Annotated in this window: 7 protein-coding genes; 3 read left to right on the forward strand and 4 right to left on the reverse strand. The window is 56.5% G+C overall.

The annotated features are described in order from the left end of the window. Window position 1: 1 nt before the first annotated feature. The 3 genes from gyrB to AC2IAX_RS00450 form a co-directional block, all read right to left on the reverse strand. The gene (gene gyrB, locus AC2IAX_RS00440; protein ID WP_494388845.1) at window positions 2-1,939 is read right to left on the reverse strand and encodes a DNA topoisomerase (ATP-hydrolyzing) subunit B; all 1,938 of its coding nucleotides are present in this window, start codon (window positions 1,937-1,939) and stop codon (window positions 2-4) included. A 413-nt stretch (window positions 1,940-2,352) separates the two neighbouring features. After that, a complete protein-coding gene (gene bioF / locus AC2IAX_RS00445) occupies window positions 2,353-3,597 on the reverse strand; it encodes an 8-amino-7-oxononanoate synthase (RefSeq protein WP_494390445.1) in 1,245 nt (414 codons plus the stop codon). Next, entirely contained in the window at window positions 3,584-5,827 is a 2,244-nt protein-coding gene (locus tag AC2IAX_RS00450) for an adenylate/guanylate cyclase domain-containing protein (protein WP_494388846.1), read from the reverse strand. The genes bioF and AC2IAX_RS00450 overlap by 14 nt, the downstream gene beginning before the upstream one ends. A 747-nt stretch (window positions 5,828-6,574) precedes the next feature. Between AC2IAX_RS00450 and dapB the strand changes: the two genes are divergently transcribed. The 3 genes from dapB (at window position 6,575) to AC2IAX_RS00465 (ending at window position 10,344) form a co-directional block, all read left to right on the forward strand. Beyond that, window positions 6,575-7,402, forward strand: a complete 828-nt coding sequence (dapB, locus tag AC2IAX_RS00455) for a 4-hydroxy-tetrahydrodipicolinate reductase (RefSeq protein ID WP_494388847.1) — start codon at window positions 6,575-6,577, stop codon at window positions 7,400-7,402. Between the two features lie 326 nt (window positions 7,403-7,728). Next, window positions 7,729-8,592 (forward strand): DUF8619 family protein, encoded by an 864-nt coding sequence (locus AC2IAX_RS00460; RefSeq protein ID WP_494388848.1) that lies wholly within the window; start codon window positions 7,729-7,731, stop codon window positions 8,590-8,592. 300 nt (window positions 8,593-8,892) lie between these two features. Next, the gene (locus tag AC2IAX_RS00465; RefSeq protein WP_494388849.1) at window positions 8,893-10,344 is read left to right on the forward strand and encodes a tetratricopeptide repeat protein; all 1,452 of its coding nucleotides are present in this window, start codon (window positions 8,893-8,895) and stop codon (window positions 10,342-10,344) included. 310 nt (window positions 10,345-10,654) lie between these two features. On the opposite strand, the gene AC2IAX_RS00470 is transcribed toward AC2IAX_RS00465, so the two are convergent. Then, window positions 10,655-14,671: a magnesium chelatase subunit H gene (locus tag AC2IAX_RS00470; RefSeq protein ID WP_494388850.1), complete on the reverse strand. Its 4,017-nt coding sequence runs from the start codon at window positions 14,669-14,671 to the stop codon at window positions 10,655-10,657. Window positions 14,672-14,987 lie beyond the last annotated feature (316 nt).

Consider the following 14,987-nt stretch of genomic DNA (forward strand, 5'->3'; position numbering starts at 1 on the left):
GCTAAATATCCAGGTCGGTGAGGTTCAGTTTGGCCCCGTAGGTTTCAATAAATTCCCGGCGCGGAGCCACCCGATCGCCCATCAAGATTGTGAAGATCCGATCGGCCTCAGCCGCATCATCGATTTCCACCCGTTTCATGGTGCGGGTTTCCGGGTTCATGGTGGTGTCCCAAAGCTGATTGGGCATCATTTCACCCAAACCTTTGAACCGTTGAATGTTGTAGTTGGCATTGGCTGGGAAGCCCGCCAAAATTTGCTGCAACTCCCGATCGCTGTAGCAATATTGATGATTGCGGCCGCGCTCCACTTTGTATAGCGGTGGGCAGGCAATATAGATGTGTCCTTGCTCCACCAGCTCCCGTTGATAGCGATAGAAAAAGGTCAGCAGCAGGGTGCGAATGTGGGCCCCGTCCACGTCCGCATCGGTCATCAACACCACCCGGTGATAGCGCAGTTGGGAAACATCAAATTCCTCGCCTTTGATGCCTAATCCCAGGGCGGAAATCAGCGATTGAATTTCAGTGTTCTTATAGATCTTGGCATCATCGGTTTTTTCGATGTTGAGGATTTTTCCGCGCAGGGGCAAAATGGCTTGGAATCGGCGATTTCGCCCTTGCTTGGCGGAACCTCCTGCCGAGTCTCCTTCCACAATAAAAATTTCTGATTCGGACGGATCCTTCGAGCTGCAATCGGCTAACTTACCTGGCAAGGGCGACGATTCCAGCACTGACTTGCGGCGCACCAATTCCCGGGCCCGGCGAGCCGCTTCGGCCGCATTAAAGGCCTGGATTGCCTTTTCCAAGATGGAGTCGGCCACGCCGGGCCGGAACTCCAAATATTCCGTGAAGACTTCCCCCACCAGGGAATCCACAATGCCGCGCACCTCGGGGTTACCGAGTTTGGTTTTGGTTTGTCCTTCAAATTCTGGATCGGGCACTTTGACGGAAATAATCGCCGTCAGCCCTTCGCGAATATGTTCGCCACCTAGGTTGGCATCGCCATCTTTTAGTTTGTTGCGCTTGCGGGCGATCGCGTTCATGGTGCGGGTCAAAACGGCTTTCAACCCTTCCAGGTGGGTTCCGCCATCCACGGTGCGAATGTTGTTGGCAAACCCGAATAGGTTGTCCGTATAGGCATCGATCGACCATTGCATGGCCACTTCCACATGCACCCCGTCGCGCTCCCCTTGCACGTAGAGAATTTCCTCATGGAGGGGCAGCCGATCGCGGTTGATGTAGGCCACATATTCCCGAATGCCGCCTTCGTAGCAGTAGGTTTCAACCTTGGGCTGCTCGGTGCGCAATAGCTCCAGCCGGTGATCGCTGAAGGTAATCTTCACGCCCGCATTCAGATAGGCCAACTCCCGTAGCCGACTGGCGAGGGTGGCGTAGTCAAATTCCGTGCCGGTGATGAAAATTTCGCGATCGGGCAAAAAGGTGACCCGCGTGCCCGTTTGGGAATCGTCGCTGGGTTCGCTGGTCAAGGGGCCTTGGGGAATCCCTCGGCTGTAGCGTTGAACGTACCGTTGACTCAGGCGCTTGACTTCAACAATTACTTCTTCCGAGAGGGCATTCACCACGGACACGCCCACGCCGTGCAGACCGCCGGATACCTTATAGCCACCGCCGCCGAATTTGCCGCCCGCGTGCAGCACGGTCATCACGGTTTCGAGGGCGGATTTGCCGGTTTGGGGATGAATATCAACGGGGATGCCGCGGCCGTCGTCGGTGACGGTGACGGAGCCGTTGGCATTCAGGTCCACTTCGATGTGGGTGCAATAACCAGCGAGGGCTTCATCGATCGAGTTGTCCACCACCTCGTAAACTAGATGATGGAGACCGCGCGGCCCGGTGGAGCCGATGTACATTCCCGGTCGCTTGCGGACAGGTTCAAGCCCTTCAAGAACCTGAATTTGATCTGCCCCGTAGTTGCTGGTCATGCTCGCTCCACTCCAGATTGGACATCTTAGGCAGGTTAAATTTGCCTAAAGCCCTATAACTTCAAAACATTCCAAGATTTTAGCACAAACGGGTTCTAGGAGTTGCCAGGGTACGCTTGTTATGAATTTAGACTTGGGATTGATTGACCTTGAAAAATGCCTGGAAAGGTCACTAACAGCCCTAGAAATTTGCCTTCCTAAGGTTGCAGCGGGGAGCCATTCCCCCCCCCTGATGAGGCGATCTGAGCAGCCAAAATTGATACACCGCTTACCCCAGCGATCAATGCAGACAAGGGGCTAACGATCAATGCAGACAAGGGGCTAACGATCAATGCAGACAAGGGGCTTAAGCCCCTTGCCCCTACGACTATTGGGGCTTAATCAGAGCTTTCAGAGACTTTTCAAACATCCCCTTAGGCTCCTAGGGGAATGGCCGATCGCAGGGCGGCCATGAGCTGGGCCAGATGTTCGGGCTGGTGGGTGGCCATCAGGGTCAGGCGCAGGCGGCTGGTGGGCACGGTGGGCGGTCGAATGGCTCCAATCCACAGACCGGCTTCGGCGAGCGATCGCCCCAATTGGCTGACGGTGGCCGGGTTGGGCACTTGCAAGCAGAGGATAGGCGATTCGCTGGGCAGTAGGCGGCAGGCGCGATCGCCCTGGGTGAGTTCGGCGGGTTGGGTGGCTAACCAGTCCTGGAGAGCTTGCCGGAGTGATCGGGTGTTTTGCCAAAGGGCGGCCCGTCGATCGGGTTCTTGGTTCACAATCCGAATGGCAGCCAGGGCGGCGGCCGTGTCGGCGGGCGAAAGGCCTGTGGTGTAAATCCAACTGGCGGCCCGATTGCGCAAAAAATCCACCAAGGTTGCCGAACCGGCCACATAGCCCCCCAAGCTGCCCAGGGCCTTACTGAGGGTTCCCATTTGAATCAGCGATCGCCCGCTACACCCCAGGGCCTCCACGCAGCCGGCCCCCGTGGCCCCAAAAACCCCCGTACCATGGGCCTCGTCCACCAACACCATGGCAGAAAAGGCCTCCGCCATGTCCAGAATTTCCGGCAGGGGAGCCAAGTCCCCATCCATGCTGAACACTGTGTCCGTGAGGATCAGGCAGCGGCGGTAGTGGGAACGGTGGCTTTGGAGTCGATCGCCCAACTCCTGCAAATCACCATGCCGATAGTCCACCACCGTGGCTCCACTGAGCTTGGCCCCGGCGATCAGGCTGGAATGGTTATAGGCATCGTTCAAAATCAAATCTCGCGGGCCGACCAAAGCGGCGATCGTGCCCAGATTCGCCAAATACCCAGAACTGAAGACGATCGCGTCTTCGGTCTGTTTCAGTTGGGCGATCGCCTGTTCCAGTTCCCGGTGCAACGCTCGCTGGCCGGTAATCAACCGTGAGCCAGTGCTGCCGGTTCCGTTGGTTTGAATCGCCTCGATCGCGGCGGCCATTAACCGACCATCGCCCGCCAGTCCCAAATAGTCATTGCTGGCGAAGTTAATCAAGGTTTGGCCGTCGCGCTCCACCACAGCCCCCGGCCGGCCGCTGAGGGTTTGGGGCGATCGATGCCAATGGGCCCGGTGAATCGTCTGGAGGGCCTTGGCCATCCAATCGTAGGGAGACTCGGTTGATGAAGGGCTGGAAATAGACTCAGGAATGGGCATCGGTGGCGCGATCGACGGCATGGTCAGCCCTGGGTTGGGCTGGGGTGGCAGATCCCTGCCCATTATGATCGATCGAATTCAAATCCTTGGGATCATCCTCCGGATCAAAATCCCCGTGCTGACTGTCCTCAGCTTGCCGATCGCCGGCTGAACGATCGCTCCCATCCGCACGATCGGGGTCAAAATCACCCGAATTAGAATCACTAAAATTACTAAGATTCCTCATCCTTGGATCACCAGCTATTTCACCGAATCTTTCGGAAAGATCGGGATCCGACGCTGGCGGCCGTTCGCCCACCAGCCAATAGGTGAGCATTTCCCCGCGGCCTCGCACTTGCCAAGGCCCGCGCGGCTCCAAAACGAATTGATCGCCCAACAGGGCCGCCGTGGAAGCCGTCACCTGAATTTTGCCCGCTTCCCCTTGAGATTCCATTCGGCTGGCAATATTCACCGTGTCGCCCCAGAGATCATAGATAAACTTGCGAATACCAATGACCCCCGCCACCAAAGGGCCAGTATTCAGTCCAATTCGCAACTGAAACGTTTGCCCATTTTTGCGTTGAAACTGCCCGATCGCCTGCTGCATTTCCAAAGCCATACGCGCCGTGTTGATGGCATGGTTAGGATGCGCCGAAGGTACGCCCCCCACGGCCATATAGGCATCCCCGATCGTTTTGATTTTTTCAACCCCATAACGTTCAGCAATCCGATCGAACTCCGAAAAAATGTCATTCAAACAGGACACCAACTCCGCCGCTTGAATTTGGGAAGCCCATTCCGTAAACCCCACAATGTCCGCAAACAGCACCGTTGCCGACTCGAAGCGATCGGCCATGGCCGTCTGTTGCATTTTCAGGCGTTGGGCAATTTTTTGGGGCAAAATATTCAGCAATAATTGCTCCGATTGTTGCCGCTGTTGCCGTAATTCCAGCTCCGTTTTGCGGCGTTCGGTAATCTCTTGCACCATGCCTTCAAAATAAAGAAACTTGCCCCCGGAATCATAAACACTGCGAACGGTTTCAGAAATCCAAATTCGCCGGCCATCCTTCCGGTAAACTTCTGACTCAAAATTGGATACTTCTCCGTATTGGGCCATGTAAGCCAAAAACTCTTCGCGACGGTGCGATCGCACGTAAAGCTGTTGTCCCACGTTGGTAATTGATTCCATCATCTCCAGCGGAGATCCATAGCCACAGATGCGGGCCAAGGTCGGATTGATACTCATAAATCGCCCTTCCCAAGTAGCTTGAAAGATTCCTTCCAGGGCATTTTCAAAAATACTGCGATAGTTTTCCTCTGCCTTTTGCAGGGCATCGGCCGCTAACTTGCGATCGGTAATATCATCCAAAACGCCTAAAACCCCAATCACCTGACCCGCTTCATCTCGAATCGGCACTCGGTAGCAATCTAACCAGATGGGCTGGCCCCCTTCGGCGTGGCGATACTTCCGTAGTAGTTGATGGGAAATGGGTTGATTGGTCTCAATCACCCGGCGATCTTGGGCCCGAAATTGTTCCGCAATGGCTGGATCTTCAATTAAGTCCTGATCGGTTTTGCCAATCACACTTTCAGGATCTCCCAAACCGGATGCTTCCGCCCAACTGCGGTTACAACCCAGAAAAACTAAGTCAGCGTTTTTCCAAAAAATTTGCTGAGGAATATTATCTAAAATGATGCGCAAATATTGCTTTTGTTCGCGCAAAACAGCGGCGGTTTTCTCATGCTCTGCAATTTCCGCCAGCAGACGTTGATTCTGTTCGGCGACCAGCTTGGTGGCACGCTGAATTTTCAGGTGCGTGTTAACCCGAACCAACACTTCTTCGAGGGCAAAGGGTTTAATTAAATAATCAACACCACCCACTTTGAAGGCCTGGATTTTATCTAGGCTGCCATCGGAGCTACCGGTGAAAATAATCGGAATATCCGCAGTTTCTGGGTTGGTTTTCAGTTCCTCGCACAGGGCAAAGCCACTGCGATCGGGCAGATACACATCCAATAGGATGAGGTCAAAGGTATGGTGCTTCAGTTGTTGCCAAGCCTGATGGGCATTATCCGCCAGCAGGATGTGATAGCCCTCACGCGCTAGAAGTTGATGCAAAAGAGTTCGATCGTCCGTTCGATCGTCCACGATCAACAGACTGGAGCGGGCCACCGACCAATCAGGACGCAGAACGGGTCTCTCTGCACCGTCGGGCAAACTCTCGGCAGACGGGTCGATCGAGAAAGTCACAAGGCTCTCCTCAAAAGCTGAGGCGCAAACGAAGCCGCATCACGGCAAACTACCAATATCTTATCGCTGACCTAGCTTCTGGCGAAGAAGCATTCTTGGATCATGTTCCGCATAATCACGGTTATGTCCTGGCTGATGATCTCTGTCCATCGTCGTTATTCTTGCGAAAAATGGATATTTTCGGGTCTAATATAACCAAATTGCAACGCAAAGAGCGCTCCAGTCGCATCTTCAGACTCCGAGATTAGCTAAGTAGCAATTAATACGGTGCTCCGAAAATACTTGATCGACTGTGAGCGAAGCGTGAACATTGGCCCGGGCCCGGGCGACAGTTTTGGGTGGGTTCGGGGTGGCTTGTTGGTCTTCGCTTGCTGATTTTCAGGGGCTGACAAATTTCAGAGGTTGGTGCAGGAGTTTGTTTTAGGTTGCCCATTTGTTTTAGGTTGTTGGTCTTGGTTGGCTTGATTGGGGGCTTGTCGTCAAATGGCCTGCAATCCTGATGACCTCGTTCTTCAAACCAATCAGTCGTAGGGGCGAGGTTTCCTCGCCCATTCCCGTGATCCTTGGGTGTTCTCAGGGGTGGGCAGGGTTGTAGCGATCACCCGGGTTAGGGTTGGGAGACCCAACCCCTACGGCGATGGAAATGACGACAGGCCCTAGCCGGTTTGATTTGGTTGGTTTGATTTGGTTGACTGATTGAGCTTGGTTGACTAATTCTGTTTGTCTTTAACGCGGCGGTGAATGGGCATGACTCAAAATTCCCCAATTCCGGTAGTGGTGGTTGGTGCGGCTGGCAAGATGGGCCGTGAGGTGGTGAAGGCGGTGGCGGCTGCACCCGATATGACCCTCATTGGGGCGGTCGATCGCGCACCGGAGCTAGTGGGCCAGGATGTGGGCGAAGTGGTCGGTTGCGGCCCCTTGGAAGTGCCGATTTTGGATCAACTAGAAGCGACTTTGGCCATGGCGGCCCAAGAGCGACAGTTGGGCGTGATGGTGGATTTCACGCACCCCAGTTCGGTCTATGAAAATGCGCGATCGGCGATCGCCTATGGCATTCGACCCGCGATCGGCACAACGGGGCTGAGTGAGGAACAGGTGCGCGAGTTGGCGGAATTTGCCGACAAGGCCAGCACCGGTTGCGCCATCATTCCCAACTTCTCGATCGGGATGGTGTTGCTTCAGCAGGCTGCGGTTCAAGCCTCCCAATATTTCGATCATGTGGAAATCATTGAGCTGCACCACAACCAAAAAGCCGACGCACCCAGCGGCACGGCCCTGCAAACGGTGCAACTGATGTCTGGATTGGGCAAAACCTTCAATCCGGCACAGGTGGAAGAAAAGGAGTTGATTCCCGGTGCGCGGGGCAGCTTGGCCGGCGACAATATCAATGTTCACAGCGTGCGCTTGCCGGGTTTAATCGCTCACCAGGAGGTGATCTTCGGTGCGCCGGGCCAAATCTACACGCTGCGCCACGACACGAGCGATCGGGCTTGTTATATGCCCGGTGTGTTGCTGACGATTCGGAAGCTGATTGACCTGAAGTGCTTGGTTTATGGTCTCGAAAAACTGCTGTAACAGCGCGACAACCTGATGTCGATCGGTCAAGTTCAATGGCTGTTGCCGTTACCCGATCACTTGGCAGCAAGGGGCTTAGGGGGTGTCGTCATTGTTCGAGGTGATGCTGAAGCGGTTGATTTTCCGTCCCCCGTCGTTGTAACAAGGGGCTTAAGCCCCTTGTCCCTCACGATCTGCCAACGGTGGAATCAGGGTTTCAGGCGATTTGACGACAGGCCCTAAGCCCCTTGTGAGGGCGACTGACGTTGCCCTCCGATCGCTGAACCCTGCCCACTCGCCTTAATGACTTCCTCAGAAACTTCCTCAGAACCACCGCCGAACAACCTATGCTGGTTCCGCTCACCCGTGACGCTTTCGATCGACTGATTCCCTCGATCGCCACCTATCCGCAATACCAATTCTATTGGGGGCAACCGGCAGACTTCATTCGCCGCCTGGCCATCTCCGTGGTGGGCATGGTGGTGACCTGGTTGGGGAGCCTGGCCACGGGCGATGCAACGGGCCCCATTTGGTTTGTGCTGGGGTTTGCGGCAGCGCTCTACTGGTTTTGGGCCCCCATCTATTGGGCCAGCCTCCGCAATGGCAAGGTGCGCAAATTCGGTTATTGCGGTTTTTGGGAAGGGGAAATTCTGGATGTTTATGTGACCGAAGAGCTGGTGGGCCAAGAGGAAACGGTGAACCGCCAGGGCGAGTTGGTGATTGTGGAAAACCGGGAGCGTTGTCTCAACTTGGAAGTGGGTGACGAGACGGGATTTGAAACCCGTTTGCAGGCTCCGTTACGCCGTGAGCACAAGGGCATTCAGCCGGGAATGCGGGCCCAAACCCTGATTTTGTCCGATCGCCCTGACTTGAGCCGAGTGGCCCAGGTGGCTGATTTTTATCTTCCCGATCGCCGGATTTGGATCAGTGACTACCCCCTGTTGCAGCGGGAAGCCTTTGAGGAGGTGAGCCGGGAGCTGAGCAACCCACCGCCGAATCGTCGATCGCGTCGGCCCAGTCGTCCGGCCCCGAGCCAGGAGACCGGCTTAGCCCGCCGCCCGGATCCGCGCGATCGGGCCCTGGCCCGTTATGATCGGCGTGATGCCTCCGAGGGGCGCGGGCGGTTTGATGATCTGGAAGACGACTTTGAGAACAACGATTTCGAGAACTTTGAGGACGATCGCCGCGATCGCCCCCGTCGCCGCCGATAGAACCTGAGAACGGCCCCAACGAAACAAAAAAGCCCAAGCCGTCGATCAAAGTCGATCAAAACAGACCCTGTTGCCCAAAATGTTCGCTAAATCCCAGGAACTGCTGACAGTTGGGTCAATTTGTCGGTTAGGGAATTGACGGAATGGGTTGAGCTTGGTATTCCTGATGTCAACATGAGCGTGCTTGACTGACCCCAACGATCCCCGATCGCCCCTTGTCACCCGAAACCGCTCGATCGCCTAACCTCGCTGAATTCCGTCTTTTGGATCCCTATTGCGCGTTAGCTCGTCGATCAGCCTGTGGAACCCCTATCCTTTTCCGATCCGTTTAATGGTGCGTCGTCGCCCGGGGTGACCCTATTTGGGCCGCCACCTCTTGCGCCCGGGGCAATTGGGGGAGCGGATTGGTTGCCCCCAGTGCCGCCAGAAGAGATGGTCAGCGAAGTAACCGTCATGCCCGAGCATTCTGCGGACTGGCTGTTGCAGCAGTGGTTGGATCTGGGGCTTCAGCAGCTCGAAGCCAGCAATTATCCTGGGGCGATCGAAGCCTTTGAACGGGCCCTGGATATCCAATCCGACCTAACCATTGCCCGCCACGGCCGGGCGATCGCCCTGGTGGGAGCCAAGGCCTACGCCGAAGCCCTCCCGGAGTTGGAGGCACTCCTGCAACAAATTCCACACCAGATGGATCTTTGGGGAAACTATGGCCACGCCCTCACGGCCATGGAACGCCACGAGGAAGCCCTCGCCGCCTATCGCCACATTCTGGCCATTGATCCCAACGTTGTCAACGCCTGGCTCGATTGTGGGCGGTTGCTGCAAACCCTAGGCCGCTGGAGCGAGGCCGCCGCCGCCTATGAACGGGCTTTGGAGTTGCAACCCACCGCCAGTGCGGCCTGGTTTGCTCGGGGACTGCTTCAGAAAAAGCTCGGTCAACGAACCCAAGCCCTCGAGTCCTTTGAGCGCACTCTTTCGATCGATCCCCATTGCAAGGAAGCCTGGAACTATCGTGGCAACTTGCTCGAAGATTTGGGCCGCACCCAGGAAGCCCGCGAAGCCTATCAACGGGCGATCGACCTGGATCCTCAATATGCCGAAGCTTGGAATAACTTGGGCATTGCCCTCGATAGCCAACAGGCCCACCAGGAAGCCCTGGAAGCCTTTCACCAGTCTTTGGCTAGCGATCCGAATAATCCCGATGTGTGGAATAACTGTGGCCTCACTTTAGATAGCTTGGGACAGTTAGGCGAAGCAGTGACCGCTTTCGATCGCGCCTTGGCCCTCACCCAAAACAGTCACTGGAAATCCTGGGCTAATCGGGGCTGTGTCCTTTTGCGGCTCCACGGCTACGCGGCCGCCCTCAAAAACTGGAATCAGGGCATCGACTCCCTCGATCGCCAAGCCCCAGACTATGCCCTCGGTTGCGGCATTTTGCACTATCACAAGGGCCGGGCCCATGTTGATGAAGGCCAGCGCCACTCCGATGCCTTTCCCTACTTGCAGGAAGCGCGGCTCTGTTTTGAACAAGCCCTCAATTTCCTCACACCCGATCGCCATCCAGATTGGTACTTGGAAGCGGCCCAAGGGGCGATCGACACGTATCGGGCCCTGGGTAATGCAGACCAAGCCCAAGCCCTGATGTATAGCGCCACGGAGCTGCTGCGCCGCCGAATGCGTGAAACGGACTGCACCAGTCAAAAAATGGCCCTCGCGAACAAGCTTGCTAGCTTCTACCAAAACGGGCGATCGTAGCTTCATGGTGACGAGCTAGCCCTTGATACCCACTATCCGCGAGACACAGCCGGTCTGGGGCTAGGCGAAACGCGCTCTCACGCCAAAGCCGCAGGTTATGGGTGCGACCTCGACCGATGGCCACCGCTAAGAATTAGACCTCTTGCATCAATCAAGACTCTCATCCTCAATCCCTCTCCCAAGGGGGGCTGTTAGCTGATTCGTGCAAGAGGTCTAATCATCAGCTTATCGCATACAACAAAGGGTAGACAGCAACCTGTCTACCCCCGAAGTTTAGTCTAGCTGAGACTCACAATAGAGTCTACGGCGCTTACTCGATGCCTTCGATGCGGTCTTCCACTTCTTGGTAGAGGTCGCGCAGGCGATCGAGGTTTTCATCGCTCGTATCCCAGTAGCCGCGGCCGTTGGCTTCCAGAAGCGTGCCCAGCATCCGGCGGAAGGAGTGAGGATTCAGATCCATCAACCGTTTGCACATTTCGGGGTCGGCGATGAAGGTGTCGTTTGTGTCCTCGTAAACCCAGTTATCCACTGCGTCCGCTGTGGCGCTCCAGCCCAGGGTGTTGTTTAGGCGCTTGGCCAGCTCGCGCACCCCTTCGTAGCCGTGGGACAGCATCCCTTCGTACCACTTAGGATTCAACATCTTGGTGCGGGCATCCAAGCGGACGGTTTCCGACAGGGTGCGCACTTGGGCGTTGGCGGTGCTGGTGTCGGCCATGTAGGCGGCGGGCTTTTTGCCGTCACCGCGCAGGCTGGCCACCACCTTGGTCGGGTCGGAGTCGTAGTAGTGCGACACGTCGGTCATGGAGATTTCCGACGAATCCAGGTTTTGGAAGGTCACGTCCACAGTCTTGAGAGCGCGTTCCAGCAACTCGCGGGACTGCTCCATTTCGCCAGGGTTGTCGGCGGAGAAGGCGAAGGACTTGCGCGACAGGTACATGTCTTGCAGGTCTTTTTCCTGTTCCCAGGTGCCGTTTTCCACCGCTAGACCAACGTTGGTGGAGTAGGAGCCGGAGGAGTTGGTGAACACGCGGGTGGCGGCTTGGCGCAGGTTAATGCCGAGTTCTGCCGCTTGGGCTAGGGCGTGCTTGCGGACAAAGTTCATTTCCAACGGCTCGTCGGCTTCGGCGGCCATCTTGACGGCGCGATCGAGCAGAGCCATTTGGTTCACAAACAGATCCCGGAATACGCCGGAGCAGGTGATCACCGTGTCGATCCGGGGGCGACCCAGTTCTTCAAGGGACACGAGTTCCAGCTTGTTGACACGACCCAGGGCATCGGGCACGGGTTTCACGCCCACCAGCCAGAGGATCTGCGCTAGGGATTCGCCGTAGGTCTTGATGTTGTCGGTTCCCCAGAGGACGCAGGCGATCGTTTCGGGGTATGCGCCGTCGTTTTCGGCCCGTTGCCGATCGAGTAACCGATCGACCACCACCTTGGCCGACTGCACCGCCGCCGTGGTCGGAATCGACTGGGGATCGAGGGCGTGCATGTTCTTGCCGGTGGGCAGCACATCCGGGTTCCGCACCGGGTCGCCACCGGGGCCGGGCAGGATGTATTCGCCTTCGAGGGCCCGCAGCAGGGAGGCCATTTCGTTGTCGGCCACGATTTGCTGCAGGCAGAATTCCAGGTACTCGAACAGGGGTTTTAGGGAGTCGCGATCAACATTGTTAAACCCAGCCTCGCTCAGGGCATCAACCCAAGGTTGTTTCTGGGTTCCGAAGCCAAAGAAGTTGAACTTCGCCAGTTTCGAGAGGCGACCATCGGTGTCGATTTGGGCATCAACCATCGCCTTCACCGCTGTGCGGGTGGCCAGGGTGATTTGCTGCAACAGCTCCACATCGGCCAGCACGCCCTTATCGCTGTTGCGATAGATTTCTTCGATGTCGCGATAGATGCTGTTGGCGATGATTCGGGGTAGGGCGATGATCCCGTCTTCGGGGCGATCGAGGGCGGCAATGTTCACTAGGGTCGCCACCGCTTCTTCGGCTGTCGGTGGCTTGCCAATCACGTGCAAACCGCAGGGCAGCAAGCGCGACTCGATTTCCATCAGCTTGCGGTAAACGGAACCCACCACCGTATCCCGTTGCTCGGAACTGAGATCCTTACCGGCCGTTTCCGGCAGCTCCACATCCTTATCCAAGTTGACAGCGCGGGCTTGCTCAATGATCGCATCGACGATCGAGGGGCCGCGACCCGTATCCTTCAGGGTTTGGTAGGAACCAATCAGATCGCTCAGTTCCTTCAGACCCTTATAGAGACCGGCATTTTCGGCGGGCGGGGTCAGGTAGGAAATGGTTTCCGCATAGCCCCGGCGCTTGGCGATCGTCGCTTCGCTGGGGTTGTTGGCGGCGTAGTAGTAGAGGTTGGGGATCGAGCCGATCAGGCTGTCGGGATAGCAGTCGTTGGACATGCCGATTTGCTTACCGGGCATGAACTCCAGCGATCCGTGCGTCCCGAAGTGCAGCACTGCATCCGCGCCCCAGACCTTTTCCAGGTAGGTGTAGTAGGCGGCGAACCCGTGGTGGGGACTCGCCGATCGCGAGAACAGCAGCAACATCGGGTCACCCTCGTACCCAAAGGTGGGCTGTACACCGATGAACACGTTGCCGAAATGCTTCCCGAACACCAGCAGGTTTTGGCCATCGCTGTTCAGGTTCCCCGGCGGCTTGCCCCAGTTTTCTTCCAGCTTCTTGGAATAGGGGGTCAGCTTTTCGTATTCCGGCACGCTCATCCGGTAGGCCACGTTCAGCTCGGGGCTGGCGTATTGGGCCTGGGCATCCTTCAGGACGGCTTCCATCAGCTCCTTGGGCGACTCGGGCACGTCTTGCACGTCGTAGCCTTCGCGCTTCAGCCCTTGCAGCACTTCGTGGATTGAGCCAAACACGTCCAGATAGGCCGCCGTACCCACATTGCCCTTGTCCGGCGGGAAGCTGAAGACGGTGATCGCCACCTTCTTGTGCAGCTTCGGTTTGCGGCGCAGGTTGGCCCACTTGAGGGCCCGCTCAGCGATCGCCTGGATTCGGTCTTGCAGGGCGATCGCCTTACCGGTGTTGCCGTCGCGACCGGAGACGATGATCGGCTCGATCGCCCCATCCAATTCAGGAATCGCAATTTGCAGCGCCACTTGGATCGGGTGCAAGCCCAGCTCGCTCTCTTCCCACTCTTCGGTGGTTTGGAACACCAGCGGCAGCGCCACCATGTAGGGCCGGTTCAGCCGCTTCAAGGACTCGATCGCCTTCGGGTGATCCTGCCGCGCCGGGCCGCCCACCAGGGCAAACCCGGTCAGGGACACCACCGCATCCACGATCGTGGTCGGTTCACCGCCATTCTTGCTCGGCAGATAGAAGTACTCATCCACCGGCTTCGAGAAGTCCAAGCCCCCTGCAAACACCGGGATCACCTTCGCGCCCTGGGCTTCAAACTCTTGCACCATGCCCACATAGTGCGCGTCGTCGCCCGTTACCAAGTGCGTCCGTTGCAACACCAAGCCCACGCAGGGTGCATCGGGATCCCGCACCGCATCGGGCACTACCTGCGAGCTGCGATACCAAGCCAAATACTCGTTCGTATCCTCAAACATTTTGGGAGCCAGCGGATGCCAAATTCCCATGTCGGGATAGGTCACCGGCTCGGCGTAGTCCAAATCAATTTTTTCGCGTGACTGATCGCGGCCCGATTTGTCTGTTTTGAAGACATATTTATCGGCCAGCATCAGCAGGAAGTTTTCCAGGTTTTCCGGCGAGCCACCCAGCCAATATTGGAAACTGAGCATGAAGCTGCGGGCATCCTGGGCCTTCTCGACGGGCAGGAATTTCAGCACGTTCGGCAGCGTCCGCAACAGCTTCAGCATTGCGTCTTCAAAGCCGCTGCCGTTTTGCTGTTTGCGCTTCTTCATGAATTCGCCGATCACGCTCTTGGACTGGCCCAATTGCGCCATCGAGAAGGTGCCGAGCTTGTTCAGCCGCATCACCGGGGGCATGGAGGGGAACACCACCGCCGCATCAAGGCGATCGCGGTGGGGCTGCACGGCGGCCACCACCTTTTCGGCTAGGTCTTCAATAAAGATCAGCGAAGCAATGAAGATGTTGGCTCTGGCCACATCATCACAAAAGGCTTCGTAATTTTCGGGGCTACGCAGCTCTTCAATCAAATAGCCGCTGATTTCCACGGCCACATTCGGATTGTTGGCATTAATCGACTTGACTGCTGCCGTCAAGGCGCTCTGGTACTGCGCTTCCAGAACGACGTAGACCACCTTGACTAAAGACCGCCCCCGAAGATCTTCGGGTTGGACGTGGCGCACGGCGGGCTTGACGTAGGTGAACATCCGGTACTCTCTCCTGCGGCTGGGTTGGATGAGGATGGAAACTCGAAAACGCTTGCTCTCTAGGCACTTTTACCAGATCGCCGATTGGCGCTGATCTGCAATTCTAGGATCTGACACAATTCGATAAAAATAATCCTGTTAATTATTTCAGTTTGTTGCAAATTGGGAACGGTAAGCGATCGGCTGATCGGGCAGATTTGTCTTGAGTTGTTGATGGGCTGGATCTTTAGTTGGGAGGGGTTTTTATAGGTTTAGGCATCGTTAGAAACGAGAATCTTTTGCAATTAGGATTCAGATAAAAATGTAGACAAAACCA

It is taken from the genome of Limnothrix sp. HT2024 (assembly GCF_059138625.1).

Coding starts and splice junctions, on each gene's coding strand:
- AC2IAX_RS00470 (WP_494388850.1), bottom strand. CDS start 14,671: ATGTTCACCTACGTCAAGCCCGCCGTGCGCCACGTCCAACCCGAAGAT.
- dapB (WP_494388847.1), top strand. CDS start 6,575: ATGACTCAAAATTCCCCAATTCCGGTAGTGGTGGTTGGTGCGGCTGGC.
- bioF (WP_494390445.1), bottom strand. CDS start 3,597: ATGCCCATTCCTGAGTCTATTTCCAGCCCTTCATCAACCGAGTCTCCC.
- AC2IAX_RS00460 (WP_494388848.1), top strand. CDS start 7,729: ATGCTGGTTCCGCTCACCCGTGACGCTTTCGATCGACTGATTCCCTCG.
- gyrB (WP_494388845.1), bottom strand. CDS start 1,939: ATGACCAGCAACTACGGGGCAGATCAAATTCAGGTTCTTGAAGGGCTT.